This is a genomic window from Nocardia sp. Marseille-Q1738 (genome assembly GCF_965283145.1).
This window is the reverse complement of the sequence record NZ_CBDIMS010000011.1, coordinates 113971-131425: the sequence shown is the minus strand read 5'-3', so window position 1 is coordinate 131425 and position 17455 is coordinate 113971. Positions and strand designations below refer to the sequence as shown.

The 17455-nt window shown below is 68.0% G+C and carries 18 protein-coding genes and 2 tRNA genes; 13 read left to right on the top strand and 7 right to left on the bottom strand.

Annotation, left to right across the window (positions count from 1 at the left end; all coding sequences use genetic code 11):
- Positions 1-2 precede the first annotated feature (2 nt).
- Positions 3-1370, bottom strand: a complete 1368-nt coding sequence (locus ACWPXK_RS29695) for an MFS transporter (protein ID WP_454199466.1) — start codon at positions 1368-1370, stop codon at positions 3-5.
- A gap of 99 nt (positions 1371-1469) precedes the next feature.
- On the opposite strand from ACWPXK_RS29695, the gene ACWPXK_RS29690 reads away from it, so the two are divergent.
- The 3 genes from ACWPXK_RS29690 to cmrA all read left to right on the top strand — a co-directional run bounded on the left by ACWPXK_RS29690 (position 1470) and on the right by cmrA (position 4944).
- On the top strand, positions 1470-2027 hold the full coding sequence (locus ACWPXK_RS29690) for a PadR family transcriptional regulator (protein WP_454199465.1): 558 nt from the start codon (positions 1470-1472) through the stop codon (positions 2025-2027).
- 21 nt (positions 2028-2048) lie between these two features.
- A complete protein-coding gene (locus ACWPXK_RS29685; RefSeq protein ID WP_454199464.1) occupies positions 2049-4079 on the top strand; it encodes an FAD-dependent oxidoreductase in 2031 nt (676 codons plus the stop codon).
- A gap of 61 nt (positions 4080-4140) precedes the next feature.
- Positions 4141-4944: a mycolate reductase gene (cmrA, locus tag ACWPXK_RS29680; protein WP_454199463.1), complete on the top strand. Its 804-nt coding sequence runs from the start codon at positions 4141-4143 to the stop codon at positions 4942-4944.
- Positions 4945-4963: 19 nt separating this feature from the next.
- Here cmrA and ACWPXK_RS29675 read toward each other — a convergent pair whose 3' ends face one another.
- Positions 4964-6661: a helicase HerA-like domain-containing protein gene (locus tag ACWPXK_RS29675; protein ID WP_454199462.1), complete on the bottom strand. Its 1698-nt coding sequence runs from the start codon at positions 6659-6661 to the stop codon at positions 4964-4966.
- Positions 6662-6912: 251 nt separating this feature from the next.
- On the opposite strand from ACWPXK_RS29675, the gene orn reads away from it, so the two are divergent.
- Entirely contained in the window at positions 6913-7569 is a 657-nt protein-coding gene (orn, locus tag ACWPXK_RS29670; RefSeq protein ID WP_454199461.1) for an oligoribonuclease, read from the top strand.
- 55 nt (positions 7570-7624) lie between these two features.
- Positions 7625-7700: transfer RNA gene (locus ACWPXK_RS29665), tRNA-His, on the top strand.
- 175 nt (positions 7701-7875) lie between these two features.
- Here ACWPXK_RS29665 and ACWPXK_RS29660 read toward each other — a convergent pair.
- A complete protein-coding gene (locus ACWPXK_RS29660) occupies positions 7876-9108 on the bottom strand; it encodes a L,D-transpeptidase (RefSeq protein ID WP_454199460.1) in 1233 nt (410 codons plus the stop codon).
- Between the two features lie 302 nt (positions 9109-9410).
- Here ACWPXK_RS29660 and ACWPXK_RS29655 point away from each other — a divergent pair.
- The 4 genes from ACWPXK_RS29655 (at position 9411) to ACWPXK_RS29640 (ending at position 11860) form a co-directional block, all read left to right on the top strand.
- Positions 9411-9483, top strand: a tRNA-Lys gene (locus ACWPXK_RS29655).
- Positions 9484-10200: 717 nt separating this feature from the next.
- Positions 10201-10830 carry a transglycosylase SLT domain-containing protein gene (locus tag ACWPXK_RS29650; protein ID WP_454199459.1) on the top strand — a complete coding sequence of 210 codons (630 nt, stop codon included), beginning with the start codon at positions 10201-10203 and terminating at the stop codon, positions 10828-10830.
- 91 nt (positions 10831-10921) lie between these two features.
- Complete coding sequence (locus ACWPXK_RS29645) at positions 10922-11236, top strand: hypothetical protein (RefSeq protein ID WP_454199458.1); 315 nt, start codon at positions 10922-10924, stop codon at positions 11234-11236.
- 93 nt (positions 11237-11329) lie between these two features.
- The gene (locus tag ACWPXK_RS29640; protein ID WP_454199457.1) at positions 11330-11860 is read left to right on the top strand and encodes a DnaJ family domain-containing protein; all 531 of its coding nucleotides are present in this window, start codon (positions 11330-11332) and stop codon (positions 11858-11860) included.
- Between the two features lie 20 nt (positions 11861-11880).
- Here the strand turns inward: ACWPXK_RS29640 and ACWPXK_RS29635 are convergent, their stop codons facing one another.
- Positions 11881-12333 (bottom strand): MarR family winged helix-turn-helix transcriptional regulator, encoded by a 453-nt coding sequence (locus ACWPXK_RS29635; protein ID WP_454199456.1) that lies wholly within the window; start codon positions 12331-12333, stop codon positions 11881-11883.
- Positions 12334-12403: 70 nt separating this feature from the next.
- On the opposite strand from ACWPXK_RS29635, the gene ACWPXK_RS29630 reads away from it, so the two are divergent.
- Positions 12404-13381, top strand: coding sequence for a pirin family protein (locus ACWPXK_RS29630; RefSeq protein ID WP_454199455.1), 978 nt, complete (start codon positions 12404-12406; stop codon positions 13379-13381).
- A gap of 134 nt (positions 13382-13515) precedes the next feature.
- Positions 13516-13812, top strand: a complete 297-nt coding sequence (locus ACWPXK_RS29625) for an excalibur calcium-binding domain-containing protein (RefSeq protein WP_364334377.1) — start codon at positions 13516-13518, stop codon at positions 13810-13812.
- Between the two features lie 85 nt (positions 13813-13897).
- Here ACWPXK_RS29625 and ACWPXK_RS29620 read toward each other — a convergent pair whose 3' ends face one another.
- On the bottom strand, positions 13898-14119 hold the full coding sequence (locus ACWPXK_RS29620) for a DUF3618 domain-containing protein (RefSeq protein WP_195130336.1): 222 nt from the start codon (positions 14117-14119) through the stop codon (positions 13898-13900).
- 166 nt (positions 14120-14285) lie between these two features.
- On the opposite strand from ACWPXK_RS29620, the gene bcp reads away from it, so the two are divergent.
- Positions 14286-14759 carry a thioredoxin-dependent thiol peroxidase gene (gene bcp, locus ACWPXK_RS29615; RefSeq protein ID WP_454199454.1) on the top strand — a complete coding sequence of 158 codons (474 nt, stop codon included), beginning with the start codon at positions 14286-14288 and terminating at the stop codon, positions 14757-14759.
- Here bcp and ACWPXK_RS29610 read toward each other — a convergent pair.
- Complete coding sequence (locus tag ACWPXK_RS29610; RefSeq protein WP_454199453.1) at positions 14756-15988, bottom strand: hypothetical protein; 1233 nt, start codon at positions 15986-15988, stop codon at positions 14756-14758. The genes bcp and ACWPXK_RS29610 overlap by 4 nt on opposite strands.
- 297 nt (positions 15989-16285) lie before the next feature.
- Between ACWPXK_RS29610 and ACWPXK_RS29605 the strand changes: the two genes are divergently transcribed.
- The gene (locus tag ACWPXK_RS29605; protein WP_364334487.1) at positions 16286-16906 is read left to right on the top strand and encodes a TetR/AcrR family transcriptional regulator; all 621 of its coding nucleotides are present in this window, start codon (positions 16286-16288) and stop codon (positions 16904-16906) included.
- 36 nt (positions 16907-16942) lie between these two features.
- On the opposite strand, the gene acpS is transcribed toward ACWPXK_RS29605, so the two are convergent.
- A complete protein-coding gene (gene acpS, locus ACWPXK_RS29600) occupies positions 16943-17380 on the bottom strand; it encodes a holo-ACP synthase AcpS (protein WP_043721202.1) in 438 nt (145 codons plus the stop codon).
- Positions 17381-17455: the final 75 nt, after the last annotated feature.

Sequence of the window (17455 nt, the reverse complement as noted above, 5' to 3'; positions counted from 1 at the left end):
TCTCACCGGACCGCTCCGGATTCCTCCGGGCCCGAATCGGTTCGGACTTCCGTCGGGTCCGGCGACCGCACCGGCAGCAGCACCACGAGTCCGGCCGCGAGCACGATCAACAGCCCGGCGATGCCCGCGCGATCGGCGTCGAACAGCCAGACGAACAAACCGAAAAGAGTTGGCGCCAGGAAGGACACCGCGCGTCCCGTGGTCGTGTACAAGCCGAAGAGCTGACCCTCGCGGCCCGGCGGGGCCAGCCGCGCCAGGAACGAGCGCGCCGCCGCCTGCGCGGGACCGACGAAAACCGTGAGCAGCAACCCGAAGATCCAGAACATCAGCGGCCCGGATACGACCAGCAGCGCGAGCCCGCACACCAGCATCGCGGCCAGCGATACCACGATGACGATCTTCGGGCCGGAGCGGTCGTCGAAACGTCCCGCGACGATCGCCCCCAGCGCGGCAACCACGTTGGCGGCGATGCCGAACAGCAGCACGTCCGAGTCGTCGATGCCGTAGACCCGCACGGCCAGCACCGCCCCGAAGGTGAACACTCCGGCCAGACCGTCGCGGAACACGGCGCTGGCCAGCAGAAAGCGGACCGTGCGCCGGTCGGTGCGCCACAGCTCGCGCAGATCGCGCCAGAGCACCCGGTACGAGGCGAAGAACCCTGCGCTCGCCGCGCCGGGATCGGCGTCCGTCCGAGGCAATTCGGGCACCGCGAACATGACCGGCAGCGCGAAGGCGGCGAACCACACGGCGGCCAGCACCGCGATGAGGCGGATGTTGAGCCCGTCGTCGGTGGGCACGCCGAGCAGCCCGCGATTGTCGCCCTCGCCGGCGATGAAACCGACGTAGCAGATCAACAGCAGGAAGATGCCGCCGAAATAGCCCATCGCCCAGCCGAATCCGGAGACCCGGCCGACGGTCTGCGGCGTGGACACCTGCCGCAGCATCGCGTTGTACGGGATGTTCGACAACTCGAAACAGGCCGACGCGAACGCCAGCAGCACCAAGCCGAGCCACAAGTCGTGATAGTCGTCGTGCACGAAGAACATCAGCGCCATCGCGGCGATTATCAGCGCGGTCAGCACGCCGAGGGAGTGTTTGCGTTTCGCCGACGCGTCGAAGCGCTGTCCGCTGATCGGCGCGGTCAATGCCACGATCAGACCCGCGATACCCAGCGCCCAGCCCAGCCAGGCGCTGGCGGAGACCGCGCCGGGCAGGTCGTCGCCGACCTTGTCGGTGAGATACACCGAGAAGACGAAGGTGAGGATGACGGCGTTGAACGCCGAAGACCCCCAGTCCCACAGCCCCCACGCCACCATTTGCCCGCGCCCGGCGGCCTGTCCAACCGTCGCCCGCGCGTTCGCCTCGGTCATGCCGCGCAGCTTAATGGGCGCGGCCGGTCGGCGTGGGTGGACTCAGGACTGCTATGCACCCAGTTGCATAGTACCGAATGTCACGGCTATCCTCACCGCATGGCACTCGAGCATGCGTTGCTGGTATCGCTGAGCGAGCGCGCCGGCTCGGGTTACGAGTTGGCACGCCGCTTCGACAAGTCCATCGGCTACTTCTGGAGCGCGACCCACCAGCAGATCTATCGCGTCCTCAAGCGGATGGAGGAGTCCGGCTGGGTCGACGGCGAATCCGTGGTTCAGGAGGGCAGGCCGGACAAGAAGGTGTACTCGGTGAGCGAGGCGGGCCGCACCGAACTGGCCCGCTGGATCGCCGAACCGAGCGACTCCGGCACCCCGCGCAACGAGCTGGCGGTGAAGATCCGCGCCGCCGCCTACGGCGACATCACCGCGTTGCGCGCCGAGGTGGCCCGCCACCGCGACCAGCACGCCCAGCGGCTCGAGCTGTACCGGCACATCGAGAAACGTGACTTCCCGGCCCCGGACCAGCTCGCAGGGACCACCCTGCACCAGTACCTCGTCCTGCGCGCGGGCATCCGCGTGGAGTCGGGATTCGTCGAATGGTGCGACGAAGTTCTGCAAGCACTGCATCCGCGCGCCGCAGCGCCGCACGCGGATTGACGGAGAAAGGCCACCTCACCGATGAGCTCCTTCCCCCACCTGCTCGAGCCGCTCGATCTCGGCTTCACCACCTTGCGCAACCGCGTGGTGATGGGCTCGATGCACACCGGTCTGGAGGACCGCGCCTGGGACACCAACAAACTGGCCGCCTACTTCGCCGAACGCGCACGCGGCGGCGCGGGCCTGATCATCACCGGCGGCTACGCGCCCAACCGAGCGGGCTGGCTGCTGCCTTTCGGCGCGAAGCTGACCAACAAGACCGAGGCATACCGGCACCGGACGATCACCAAGGCGGTGCACGAGCAGGGCGGCAAGATCGCCATCCAGATCCTGCACGCCGGTCGCTACTCCTATATGCCCGGCAGCGTCTCGGCGTCGTCGATCAAGGCCCCGATCAACCCGTTCCGGCCGCGCAAGCTCTCGGCCAAGGGCATCGAGCGGACCATCGACGACTACGCGCGCTGCGCGAAGCTGGCCCAGTTCGCCGGGTACGACGGCTGCGAGATCATGGGCGGGGAAGGCTATTTCATCAACCAGTTCCTCGCGCCGCGCACCAACAAGCGCACCGACGAATGGGGCGGCTCCGCGGAGAACCGGCGCCGGATCGCGGTGGAGATCGTCCGCCGCACCCGTGCCGCGGTGGGCCCGGACTTCATCATCGTGTTCCGGCTGTCCATGGCCGAGCTGGTGGAGAAGGGCCAGACCTTCGACGAGATCGTCGCGCTGGCACAGGAACTCGAAGCCGCCGGAGTGAACATCCTCAATACCGATATCGGCTGGCACGAGGCGCGGGTGCCGACCATCGTGACCTCCGTGCCCCGCGCGGCCTTCGTCGAGTTCACCGCGAAGATCACCGCCCAGGTGAACATTCCGGTCTGCGCGTCCAACCGGATCAACATGCCCGAGGTGGCCGAGGAGATCCTGACCCGCGGTGACGCCCAGCTGGTTTCGCTGGCCCGCCCGTTCCTCGCCGACCCGGAATGGGTGAACAAGGCCGCGCAGGATCGCGTCGACGAGATCAACACCTGCATCGCCTGCAACCAGGCCTGCCTGGACCACGCGTTCCAGCGCAAGACGGTGTCCTGCCTGCTCAACCCGCGTGCCGGGCACGAGACCGAGCTGAAGCTGCTGCCGACCCGCCGCACCAAGCGCATCGCGGTGGTCGGCGCCGGCCCGGCCGGGCTGGCCGCGGCGGTGAACCTCGCCGAACGCGGCCACCGCGTCGAGCTGTTCGAGGCCGACGACAAGATCGGCGGCCAGTTCGACATCGCCCGCCGCATCCCCGGCAAAGAGGAGTTCAGCGAGTCGATCCGCTACTACGACCGGATGCTCGAGCGCACCGGTGTCACCGTGCACCTGAACAAGCGGGTGGGCGCCGACGAACTCATCGCGGGCGGCTACGACGAGGTGGTGCTCGCCACCGGCGTGCAGCCGCGCATCCCCGACATTCCCGGCATCGATCACCCGATGGTGTTGTCCTACGCCGAGCTGGTCCGTGAAGAGAAGCCGGTCGGCAAGCGCGTCGCCGTGATCGGCGCGGGCGGGATCGGGTACGACGTCAGCGAATTCCTCACCGTCGACGGTCATCCCACGCTCAAGTTGGACGAGTGGAAGGAAGAGTGGGGCGTCACGTCCGACGACGAGCAGGTTCCCGGACAGCTCACCACCCCGAGGCCCGCTCCCGCAGCACGCGAAGTCGTTCTGCTCCAACGCAAGACCACACCGTTCGGCAAGGACCTCGGCAAGACCACGGGTTGGGTGCACCGCGCCGCGCTGAAGGCCAAGGGCGTCGACCAGATCGGTGGCGTGAACTACGAACGCATCGACGACAGCGGCCTGCACATCAGCTTCGGCGAGAAACGTCAACGGCCGCAGCTGATCCCGGTCGACAACGTGGTGATCTGCGCGGGCCAGGAGTCCGTCCGGGACTTGGAGGCCCCGCTGCGCGCCGCCGGTGTCAACCTGCACCTCATCGGCGGCGCCGAGCTGGCCGCCGAACTGGACGCCAAACGGGCCATCGACCAGGGCACCCGCCTCGCCGCCCGGCTGTGACCGACCCGGCGGCCGGGCATCGACGCCCGGCCGCCGTCACGGCCGCATTATGCTGCACCGGGTGAGCCTGCCCTCCCCCACTTCCGAGAACCGCGCGGTCGTCACCGGCGCCTCCTCCGGCATCGGCACCGCGCTCGCCGCCGAGCTCGCCGCGCGCGGCTACTCGCTGATCCTGGTCGCCCGCCGCGAGGAGCTGCTCACCGAGCTGGCGCAGCGGCTGACCCTGTCCCATGGCATCACCGCCGAGGTGCGCCCCGTCGACTTGGCCAACCGCGCCCAGCGCGGCGTGCTGGCGCAGGAGCTGGCCGCGCGGGATATCGCCATCCTGTGCAACAACGCGGGCATCGCGACCTTCGGTGCCGTCGCCGACCTCGACCCCGACTACGAACGCGCACAGATGGAACTCAACGCCGTCGCCGTGCACGATCTGACGCTGGCCGTACTGCCCGGCATGATCGCCAGGGGCGGCGGGGGAATCCTGATCAGCGGTTCGGCCGCCGGCAATATGCCGATCCCGAACAATGCCACCTACGCCGCGAGCAAGGCGTTCGCGAACACCTTCGCCGAGTCGCTGCGCGGCGAACTGAAGGGCTCCGGCGTGCACGTCACCCTGCTGGCCCCCGGCCCGGTCCGCACCGACACCCCTGATCCCGCGGATGCCTCCATCGTGGACCGGATGGTGCCCGACTTCATGTGGGTCTCCTCGGACCAGACCGCCAAGGTGTCCATCGACGCACTTGCCCGCAACAAAATGCGCGTGGTTCCCGGCTTGATCAGCAAGGGAATGAGCGTGGCGGGACAATACGGGCCCCGAGCGCTCACCGCACCAATCGCGGGTGCGTTCTACAAAAAGCTCGGCGGCTGAGCGACCTGCGTCTCCGTGCTCAGCGCCGCCGGGTGCCGAAGAGGGTGCGTGTGATCTCGCGGCCCGCCGTGCTGGCGGCCGAGCGCAGGAAGCTCCGCACCGCGGGGTTCTTCATGATCCGCTCGGCAGCCGACACCTCCTCCTCGCGCGTCGCGGCGCGGCCGGGGGCGGGAGCGTGCTCCGGCTCCCGCGACGCCGCGGCCACTTTCGCGGCGAGCAATTCATAGGCCGACTCGCGGTCGAAGGTCTGTCCATATTTCGCGGCCAGCGGGCTGGACAAAGCCCGTGATTTGATCACGTCCGGGCCGATGGTGTCCATGAGCGACCGCGGCGGCTGAATCCTGGTCCAGGCGACCGGCGTCGGCGCACCCCGCTCGGAGAGCACCGTCACGATCGCCTCGCCGGTGCCGAGCGAGGTGAGCGCCTCCTCCAGCTCGTAGACGTCGGTCCTGGGGTAGGTGCGCACCGTTTTCGACAGCGCCTTCTGATCGTCCGGGGTGAATGCGCGCAGCGCGTGCTGGATTCGCGCACCGAGCTGGGAGAGCACCGGATTCGGTATGTCGGTGGGCAGTTGGGTGCAGAAGAACACACCGACGCCCTTGGACCGGATCAGCTTGACCGTCTGCTCCACCTGATCCAGAAACGCTTTCGAGGCGTCGGAGAAAAGCAGATGGGCCTCATCGAAGATGAAGACCAGCGCGGGCTTGTCCACGTCGCCGACCTCGGGCAGCGTCTGGAAGAGATCGGCGAGCACCCACATCAAGAAGGTGGCGAACATGACCGGCCGCGCCGCCTGAGCGCCCAGCTCGAACAGCGTGATCACACCCTGTCCGTCCACGAGGCGCACCAGGTCGGCCGGGTCGAGTTCCGGTTCGCCGAAGAACGTGTCGCCGCCGTCGGCCTCCAGGTTCGTCAGAGCGCGCAGGATCACCCCGGCGGTGGACGCGGACACGCCGCCGATACCCTCCAGGTCCGCCTTGCCCTCGGGGCTGGTGAGATGCGTGATCACGGCGCGCAGGTCCTTCAGATCCAGCAGCGCCAGACCGTTGCGGTCGGCCCAGTGGAAAATCAGGCCGAGGGTGGATTCCTGCGTCTGGTTGAGGCCGAGCACTTTGCTCAGTAATACCGGGCCGAACGAGGTGATGGTCGCGCGGATCGGAACGCCGATCCCGCCGGTGCCCACCGAGACGAATTCCGTCGGAAACGTTTGCGGCGCCCAGTCCTCGGCCCCGGTCTCCGCGGCACGCGCGGCGACATTCTCGTTCGCCTCTCCCGGCTCGGCCAAGCCCGATAGGTCACCCTTGATATCGGCGAGCACGACCGGAATCCCCGCGCGGGAGAGCTGCTCGGCGATGCCCTGCAGCGTCTTCGTCTTGCCGGTTCCGGTAGCCCCGGCGACCAAGCCGTGCCGGTTCAACGTCCGCATCGGAATCCGGACGCGTGCGCCGGGATCCACCCGCCCGTCCGCTACAACGGTGCCCAGCTCGAGCGCCGCGCCCTCGAACGCGTAGCCCGCGGCGATCTCCTGCGCGGCACTCGCGCCCGTCGACTCGGCTCGTTTCGCGGTCGCAGCGGCGTCGGCGTCGGCGTCGGACGCCTGCTGCTCGGCCAGTTCGCGTTCCGCTGCCTCGGCCGCGGCCGCCGCCTGCGCCGCGATCCGCGCCGCTTCGTCGGCGGCCTTACGCGCCGCGGCTGCCTTCTCCTGCGGGGTTGTCATCGCACGTCCTCCGTCCTGGTTCGACTCGGACTGCTTTACGCAGTATTTGCTGTCGCACCGAAAACGCCCTGTGCCGATCTGGGAAGAACTGTATCCCCGCCGATCGGGTTCGCCACGCTCATCGGCGGCTTCCGACCGCCCCGCCGATTCGGGCGTGCAGGCGACGACGGCCGTCGTCCGCGGCGCGCGATGAGTCGGCGAACGCGCCGTACCGAGAGGCCGGGCGATTCGATCCGGCTAATGTTGCACGAGTGTCCGACAAATACATGGTGTGGATGGATTGCGAGATGACCGGCCTGCGCCTGGACAGCGACAAGCTGATCGAGGTGGCCGCGCTCGTGACCGACAGCGATCTCAACATCCTCGGCGAGGGCGTGGACATCGTCATCCACGCCGACGACGACGCGCTGGCCGCGATGCCAGCGGTGGTCGCCGAGATGCACGCACGCTCCGGCCTGACCGAGGAGGTGCGCCGCTCCACCGTCACCCTCGAGGAGGCCGAGCAGCGGGTGCTCGACTACATCCGCCAGTACATCCCGACCCCCCGCACCGTGCCGCTGGCCGGTAACTCGATCGCCACCGACCGCGGTTTCATCGCCAGGGACATGCCGCTGCTGGACGCCCACCTGCACTACCGGATGGTCGACGTGAGCTCGATCAAGGAGCTGTGCCGCCGCTGGTACCCGCGCATCTACTTCGGCCAGCCGGAGAAAGGCCTGAGCCATCGCGCGCTGGCCGACATCAAGGAGTCCATCCGCGAGCTGGAGTACTACCGGCGCACCGCGTTCGTCGCCCCGCCCGGGCCATCCACCACCGAGATCGCCGCGGTCGCCGCCGAGGTGGCCGAGGAGGTCGCCGAAGAGGTCGCTGAATCAGCCCAGGTCAACGGCTTGCCGGACACCGATTAGGGAGTCGGCGGGGTGACACGCTAATATCTAGCCCGCCGGTTCTTCACCGGCGATGGTGAGCGTAGTTCAGTTGGTAGAGCACCAGGTTGTGATCCTGGCTGTCGCGGGTTCGAGTCCCGTCGCTCACCCCATACGGGCCAGGTCAGGGCAACAAGTTCCTGATCTGGCCCGTTCTTCATTCCTCGGAGCGCAGCTCCACTTCGGCCAGCCGCAGCCCGCACAGTCGTCGGTGCCACCAAAGCTCCGGGTAACGCCGAACGGGCCACCGGGTTCCCGGTGGCCCGTTCGGCGTTCTCGTGCTGTGGCTCAGCGGTTGTCGTCCGCGTTGCCTGCCTTCCAGACCGGCCACGGAATGTTCCAGTCGCCCAAGCCGTCCACGCCCGACAGCGTGCCGCCCACGGTGTTCTTCACGATCGTGATGTCACCGCGCTTGGCGTTCTGATACACCCATTGCGCGTTCGCCGGGCTGAGGTTCAGACAGCCGTGGCTGACGTTGGTGTATCCCTGCTGTCCGACCGACCACGGCGCCGAGTGGAAGAAGATACCGCTGTAGGACAGTCGCGTCGCGTAGTCCACCGGCGTCTTGTACCCGTCCGGCGAGTTGACCGCCACGCCGTAGGTCGAGGAGTCCATGATGATCTTCTCGTGCCGGTCGGCCACGATGTAGATGCCGTTGTCGGTGGGTGTGCCCGCCTTGCCCATCGAGGTGGGCATGGTCCGGATCACCTGACCGTTCTGCTCGACGGTCACCTGCTTGGTGTTGTCGTCGGCGGTGAAGATCACCGCGTCGCCGATGGTGAAGAACGAGTGGACGTTGTCCTGGCCGTAGAGGCCGTCACCGAGATCACGCCCATAGACGTTCACGTCGATGGTGACCTTCGTCCCCGGTGCCCAGAAATGCTCCGGGCGCCAGCGCACCTCGCGGTTGTTCACCCAGTAGAACGCGCCCTCCACCGGCGGCTCGGTCGTGATCTTGATCGCGGCCTGTGCGGCCTTGCGGTCGGGGATGTTCTCGTCGAACTGGACGGCCACCGGCTGACCGATGCCGACCACCTCCCCTTCGCCCGGGACCAGATAGGGCTTGGTCTGGTTGTCCGGCGAGCTGGTGGTGAAGCTGAGCGTGGTGGAATTCGCGCCGCCGAGCCCGATCGCGTCGGCCTTCAGCCGGTAGGTCTTGCCATAGCCGAGTACCTCGGTGGTCTCCCAGGACCGTCCGTCGGCGGCCAGCTTGCCGTTCACCGTTTTGCCCTGCGGGCTGACCAAGCTCACGTTGGTGAGCTTGCCGTCCTCGACCTTGAACGTCATCGGCATACCCGGCGAGACCCCCACCTCGCCGTCCTTGACCGGAGAGAGCAGCTTGGGCTTGATCAACTCCGTGATGGGGTTGCGATCGATGGCCACCTGCGCGGCGCGCGAGGCGTCGGATGACGAGCACCCCGCCAACGCCAGTGCGGCGACGGTAACGACGATCACAGGTGCGGCGATCGTGCGTATCGACCACCGCGTGGCCGGTCTGCGCCGACCCTTACCAACGCTCATTTCAACCCCGTTTCAAGTCTCGGTGCTCCCGCAAGGCACCGATGGCTTCGGATACCAACCGCCACGCCGCTCACCCCGCCGTGTCGCGGGCGGTCGGGACCACAATCGGACATTCTGCCAGCACGTCACGCCTGGGCCAATGTGAACACCGCGCCCGTCACTGCAGCGTTACAACCGATAGATCAACTCCGCGTCCCTCCGCGTTACCGGCACCGCAAAACACGTCAGCGCCGGTCAGAGCACGATTTCACTTCTGGCACCTCGGCCTGTTAAGGTTTGTCCCGCAGCGGGAAACGCTGCGCGCGCCATTAGCTCAATTGGCAGAGCAGCTGACTCTTAATCAGCGGGTTCGGGGTTCGAGTCCCTGATGGCGCACAGCACAGACAGACCGTGCCCTTGCCAGTCGTCGGACGGCAAGGGCACGGTCTTTTCTTCTCCCCGGCGCCGGAAATCTCCGTGACCTTCGCGTGACCTGCGCTATTTCACAGAAGCACCAGTGGTCTCAATTCAGACACCTCTACCCCTGCGAGACCGCGGAAATCCAGTCGAACGGCCGAAAACTTCTGTGAAGTAGACCACATCAGGTTTATCAGCGAACTCCCAGCTCAGATGACTATTCCCCGGCCTTGTCGTGGGCCTTCCAAGATCGTCGACCCCGTTCATTCACGGTTCGTTCACCCTCCGTTAACCGAGCGTGACCATTCTGCAATCAGGTCACAAAGCGACCTGAAGTTTGGTCAGCCCGAGGAGTTGTAGACACCGATTCGGTAACGATCGCACGGATGGCAGCTGTCAGCCGACGCGATCGGCGGAGCGGATCCGGCAACGGACCCGCGATCCCCATACTTCCGCCCGTCTCTTCGCATCCAGGATGCGGAGTCCCGCGCAACACCGCGCTCCAGGCCCCATCGAGGGCGAACCGGCGCCGCACGCACGAAGCGCGTCGCGTTCCGGGGACATAGCTCCCCCACAACAAAAGCACACAACAGCAGATGGCCGTTTCGGCGAACGCCCATGAGCGTCCGCCGCAGGATCCGCGCTGCCCGAACGCGGCCGGATCGAGAAAGTCCCCGATAAAGGAACCGATTCGCAATGCCTGACAGACGCCTTTCCGCCCTCCGTCGCCCCTCGCTTCGCGAAACCATCACCGTCGCCGCCGCCGCCGCGGGTGTCGTGGCCGTGGCAGCCTGCTCCGCGGCGTCCGTGGCCGACGACAGCGTCCCGTCTCGCATCGCCATGGTGGCCGAGCAGCAGGCCGCTCCCGCTCCCGCGCCCGCCGGCCCCGCTCCCGCGCCCGCCGCCGAACCGGTCGCGGAGGCAATCCCCGCGCCCCTGCCTGCACCGGCCCCGGCCCCGGAGCCGGCCCCGGCGCCGATGCCCCCTCCGCCCGCGCCGGTGTACGCCAACAACCTGGACGGCTGGATCCGCCAAGCGCTCGACATCATGGCGGCGAAGAACATCCCGGGCAGCTACAACGGCATCCACCGCAACATCATGCGCGAGTCCTCCGGCAACCCGCAGGCCATCAACCTCTGGGATTCCAACGCCGCCGCGGGCATCCCGTCCAAGGGTCTGCTGCAGGTGATCGATCCGACCTTCCGTGCCTACCACGTCGAGGGCACGTCCTGGGATATCTGGGATCCGGTCGCCAACATCGTCGCCGCCTGCAACTACGCGGCGCACCGCTACGGCTCGATGGACAACGTCAACAGCGCGTACTGAGTCCGCCACCGCCACGCGGCCTCCCCATCCGCCGATGGGGAGGCCGCGGCGCGTTTAAGGTCGATGCATACCTCCGACCCATGGACACGCCATGACCGATTACGCACACAGCGAAGCGGCGGCCAAGAGCCGCGCCGAGAAAGCGCGACGGCTGGCGACCTACCTCTGGCAGCGCGGCATCTCCGGCGCCGAGGTGCTCGCGATGTCCGCACCCGTGCGACGAAAACTGGCGAGGGCCGCCGAGACCAATCCGCCGAGCACCCACGAGACCTGGGTGACGGTCGCGAAGCTGCTGGACGAAAAGGACGACTGGGCCGCCCGGCATCCGGAGCATCCCGCGGCACGGCGCGAACACGCCGACGAGAAACTGCTCTGGGTCAAGCCGCCGATCACGCCGTGGTCCTGAGCGTCACCGAAAAGCGTTCCGCACCAAGACTTTCCACGTCTACTACAAGATTCCGTAGACTGGCTTCATGCATCCGTCGACACCGCCGTCGCGATGACCGAGCGCAAGCCGTCGAAGCTGACCTTCGAATCGTGGATCGAAAAGCAGATCCACGAGGCGGCCGAGCGCGGCGAATTCGACAACCTTCCCGGCACCGGCAAGCCGATTCCCGGCACGGGTGCGGTCCACGACGAGGACTGGTGGTTGCGCGGGTACCTCCGTCGCCAGGGAGTGGGCGGCGACGCCTTGCTGCCGCCCTCGCTGCTGCTGCGGCGTGATATCGAGCGCCTGCCCGAGACGGTGCGCGAGTTCACCGCCGAGCGGCAGGTACGGGCGGCGGTGAACGAGCTGAACAAACGCATCGTGGAGTGGCTGCGCCTGCCGCAGGGGCCGTTCGTGCCGATCGCGCCGGTGAACGCGGATGAGGTTGTCGCGCAATGGCGAACCGAGCGCGATGCGGCGCGCAAGCGCCGCGCGGCATCCCCGCGGGGGACGCCGCAGGCGCGCGGCGACGAGGTCATCACCCACCCGCCTCGACGCCGCTGGTGGCGCCGATGGCTCGGCCGCGGAACCCGCGCCGAGTAGCGCGTTCCCATCCGACGCGATCAGGCGTCCAGTTCGGTTGCTTGCTCCACCTCGGAGACGACTTTGTCCGCGAGTGTTCGCAGTGCCCGCGCCTCCGCCGCCGTCATCGGCTCGACGAACACGCGGCGGACCAGATCCACGTGGTTCGGCGCGGCCCGCTCCAGCGCGGTGCGCCCTTCCGGCGTGAGCTGCACGATGATGCCGCGGGCGTCCTCCTCGGCGGGCCGCCGCTCGACCAGCCCGCGGGCGTCCATCCTGGCCAGATGCTTGGACAACCGGCTCTTCTCCCAGCACACCTCGGTGGCCAGTTCCTTGGCGCGCAGACAGCCGCCCGGCGCGGCGGACAGCGCCACCATCAACTCGTAGTCCGCCAGGGACAGGCCGTCCTCGGCCAGCCCGGCCGAAATCGCTCCGTCCAAACGCTGGCGCAGCCGCACATAGGCCTGCCAGGTCTCCTGCTCGTCGTCACTCAACCACCGGACCATGGGAATGAAGTGTAGTCACGGTTGGTTGACATGGACACCAACTCCCTAGGAGGTTCCCATGCCCGCCGTCACCGTTCCCGACATCATGGTCCTGCCACGCCTCCCTCGACCCGACGTCACGCTGCGCGAGCGGCCGGTCCGGAGCGTGGTCACCGCCCACAAACAGCGCGAGGGCGCGGGATTCGAAGTGCGCAGGCCCTTCCCGAGCATGGATCTGCGCGCGGCCGACCCGTTCATCCTGCTCGACCAGATGGGCCCGGTCGCCTACGAACCGCACGAGGCCAAGGGCGCGCCCTGGCATCCGCACCGCGGCTTCGAGACGGTGACCTACATGCTCGACGGCACCATGGTGCACCACGATTCGCACGGCGGAGGGGGCGTCATCGGCGAGGGCGACACCCAGTGGATGACCGCGGGCTCCGGCATCCTGCACGACGAGGTCCCGCCGGAGGAGATGGTCGCCTCCGGCGGCTGGTTCCACGGCATCCAGCTCTGGGTGAACCTGCCGCGCACACTCAAGTTCGCGACCCCGCGCTACCAGGATCTGCGTGCGGGCGAATTGACCCTGGTGAGCTCGCACGACGGCGGCGCGCTGGTCCGGCTCATCGCCGGTGCGGTGGGCGGATTCACCGGTCCCGGTTCGACATACACGCCGATCGCCTACGCGCACGCCTCCATCACACCCGGCGGCCGGCTGGAAACGCCATGGCCGCAGGAGTTCACGGCGATGGCGTATGTACTGTCCGGCAGTGGCACGGTCGGCGCCGAGCGCAGGCCGCTGAGCGAAGGACAACTGGCGGTCTTCGGTGGCGGAGACGCGATCACCGTCACATCCGATGCGCACCAAGACAATCGGACCGGCGCGCTGGAGGTTCTGCTGCTCGGCGGCCAGCCGATCAGGGAACCCGTGGTGCAGTACGGGCCGTTCGTGATGAACACCCGCGCGGAGATCATCGAGGCGATCGAGGACTACCAGGCCGGGCGGATGGGAAACATCCCGGCCGAGCACTCCGGCGACGCCACGCCGAGAGCCTGACGCCCGCCGTCTCCGCGACCCCCTAATGCCCTAGTTCCGCCCCCCTGCGGTTGACAAGAGAGCGAGCCGTCACAACAGTGGATGCGGCGTCCGGTCGGGCGCCCCATCCACCGCAGCAGACAACAGAGGAATACATGAACGTTCGCCGGCTCACCGTCAGCGCGGCCGTCGCGGGAATGACCTTTCTCGCGGCACCGGCCGCCCTAGCCGCCCCTCCGACCGGTTCCTCCGGAACCGGCTCCTCGGCCGTCGACACCGGCTCCGCCGCGACCGGCTCGGCCAATATGTCGCAGAGCGGCTCGGCTGGTGGCGCCTTCGCCAACTGCGACGATGCCCGCGCCGCCGGACGGGCCCCGCTGTTCCGCGGAGAACCGGGCTTCGGCCCGCATTTGGATCCCGACGGCGACGGCTTCGCCTGCCCGACGGTCTGAACCGACCGCGACAACGACGACACCCGGTGGGCATCGCCACACCGGGTGTCGTCGTTTTCAGCTCAGCGGAAGATCCCGCGCAGCGCTAGCGGAAGATCTTCAGCAGCACCACCCCGACGACCAAGGCGGCGGCGCCGATCAGGCTGTACTTCACCTTCGGCTCGTTCAGCTTCGCGACCACGATCTGCTTGGTGTCGTCCGCGATCCGGTGCGGATCCGCGCGTACCGCGAGTTCGTCGAGCGTGCTCGCCAGCCGAGTGCGGGCGGCCTCGATATCCCGCTCGATCCGCTCGGTATCCCTTGCCACGTTCCACCCTCCTGTTGTCGATTGCCGCGCCTGGGGCACGAACCACGCCGCATACTCGGCCGTTCATGGAGCGCCCAGGGCACGCGGACGAGTCTATCCGCCCCCACACCCCACGATCGGGCCGCGCGACGATGTCCTGTCCGAGCGTTCGGTTACCGTGCTGGAGGTGACCACCAACCAACGACTCTCCCCCGGCGACACCGCCCCCGACTTCACGCTGCCCGACGCCGACGGCAACGACGTCTCGCTCGCCGACTACCGCGGCCGCAAGGTGATCGTGTACTTCTACCCCGCCGCGAGCACGCCGGGCTGCACCAAGCAAGCCTGCGATTTCCGCGACAACCTGGCCGAACTGAACGGCGCCGGTATCGACGTCGTGGGCATCTCGCCGGACAAACCGGCCAAGCTGGCCAAGTTTCGCGACGCCGAAGGGCTGACCTTCCCGCTGCTGTCGGATCCCGAGCGCGCCGTGCTCACCGCATGGGGCGCATACGGCGAGAAGACCATGTACGGCAAGACGGTCGTCGGCGTCATCCGGTCCACCTTCCTGGTGGACGAGCAGGGCAAGATCGCCGCGGCGCAGTACAACGTCCGCGCCACCGGCCACGTCGCCAAGCTACGCCGCGATCTGTCGGTTTAGATAGAGCCGGGCATCACCTGCTGCGCGGCCCATTGCGCCATCAAGCGGAGATGCTCGTCCCACCAGTCCGCCGCTTCCGGGGTGAACGCGGCGGGCGGCGGAGCCTCACCGGGGAACAACAGCGCCTCGTTGGGCGCGCCCACCTTGCGATGGGACGGGACGCCGGTGCCCGGCATCAGCGGCTCCTCGGCGTCCGGCTCCACGTGGCCGACGGATTCGGCGATCGACAGCGGCAACGGGTCGTTCTCCGGAACAGCGCCCCTCTCACCCGAGAGCTGCGGTCCGGTCGCGGCGCCGGTCATCGAGCCGTACGGACCGGCGGAAGGTCCATCCGCCTCGCTGCCGCGCGTCCGATCCAGTCCCGACACGTCTCCAGCACCGGTTCCGTCGCGCTGAGTGTCCGCGACCACGGTCGGCATCGGGCGCGAGAAACCATTGAGCACGTATCCGCCGCCGACGACCATCCCGCTCGCCAGCACACCGGCCGCCGCGAACAACGCCACCCCGCCACGGGCCCGGTGCGGTTCCTCGACCGGCTCGGTATAGCTGTCGGATTCCATTCGCGCGCTCAACGCGGCACCCGCCGCGCAGGCGAAAGCGGCCATGGTGCACGGGATCACCGGCGCACCGAAGTCCTCGACAGCGGCCGACACCGCCGGTTCCGCGGCGGCCGAGCCGATCAATGCCACCGCGTCCGGCCTGGTCGCCGCCGCCTCCAGCTGATCCCAGGCCGCCGCCACGGCACCGCCGAGCGACTGCGGCGTCGTCCGGCCCGCCCGCCCCACCGCGGCGAGCACCCGGCGGCGCCCGCGATCGACCAGGGTGAACGCCTGGTAGCCGGGGACGACCTCGCAGATCAGCAGATTGTCGAAGCTATCGAGCCAGGTCATCATGCCCGCCATGCTCAGGTGGGCCGACTTCGCCGAAACCATGGAAGCGCTGTGCCATGGACCGGTCGCCAGCCGGGTCACGATGGCACGCCGCTCCGCGGCGTCCCGGTAGGCGACCGCCACGCCCCCGATCTCCCGATCCGAGCCGAGCCCGGCGGCCAGAGCGTTCAACACGGCCTCCACGGCCGCCGCCACGTCCGCGTTGCCGTCGCCATCGGTCCGTCCCACCCGGCGCAGCAACACGCGGTCCGCGAGCTTCTCACCGTCGGCGAGCGCCACCGCGTGCACGGCACCTCGTTCGGTGGAAACGCCGAGAGTCACCACAGATTCAGCCACCACTGATCACGCCTCCCTCTAGGCATTGACCGAGCTCACGAGCTTGCCGAAAGCCATGAGCCGCATGGATTCCCCTGCTCGGGGCACACGTCGCCAGACACGCGCGCCCGGTGTGTGTTCGGCGCCACATCACCGGGCGGATGGGTGTGGAAAATCAACCGGACTGAACTCGAACAACGGACGTGCGTGTCGCCGACGTGCCCATACCGTTAGCCTGGATGCGTGGAAGTACGCGCGGAGGCCAGGTCGAAGCACCGTCTGGACCCTGCGTTGGAGCTGCAGGACGACCCACAGGAGCTCATGCCGCGACGCCGGCCGACGCAGGAACGCAGCAAACGCAAGTTCGACGCCTTACTCCAGGCATCCAGAGAACTGCTCGTCGAGGTCGGGTTCGAGTCGTTCACCTGTGAAGAGGTGGCGGCCAGGGCCGAGGTGCCGATCGGCACGCTGTATCAGTTCTTCGCCAACAAGTACGTCATCGTCTGCGAGCTGAATCGGCAAGACCTGGTGGCCGTTTCCCAAGAGCTGGCCGACTTCCACGGCGAGATCCCGTCACTGGACTGGCTGCGGCACATGAACCAGTTCGTCGACCATCTGGCCAACCTGTGGATGACCGACCCGTCCCGGCGAGAAGTGTGGCTCGCCATGCAGTCCACGCCGTCCACCCGGGCCACCGGCGCGATCCACGAGAAGCAGTTCGCCGAGGTCGTGTCGCAAATGCTGCGTCCACTCACCCCGCGCACTCCGCGGCCGCGGCGCACCATGATGGCCGAAGTGCTGGTGCACGTGGTGTATTCGATGCTGAACTTCTCGGTCCAAGACGAACAGAGCAGCGCGGAGGCGGTCGCCGAACTCAAGCGGCTGATGGTCGCCTACCTGCTCGTCGCGGAGAAGGAATCGCGCACCGGCGGCACGAAGTAAAGGGGGTCCCGGCGCGGACCGGGACCACCGCACGACTCAGCCGGCGCTGTCGCGGCCTTCGATGAGATCGGCCAGCTCGCCCGGGTCTTCGAGCACGACCATCGCCGCCGCGGTGTCGCCGTCGTGCGTCAACGACAGATGCACCCTTACCCGGGGCAGGAATTCGGCGGCCAGGCCGTGCAGCTTGATGCTCGGCCTGCCCCACGCGTCGTTGACCACCTCGATCAGCGGATACGGGTTGTCCCCGATCTGCGGGCGGCGGGCGAACCGCGACGACGCCCAAGCTTTGAGCACCGCCTCCTTGGCTGCCCACCGCGCCGCGTAACTGCGCGCCGGGTCGGTTCCTTTGCTCTGGCAGTAGCGCCGCTCGCCCGCGGTGAAACTCTCCCGGAGCATGGTGGTTCCGGCGCGTTCGAGCTGTTCGGCGAACTCGGAGATGGTCACCAAGTCCAAGCCGATACCGAGGATCGTCATAGGCGCGCAGCCTACGACGTGGGCGAGGACGCCGTGCGGGCACCCGGCGCGGCGGGTTGCCCCGCCGCGCTTCCG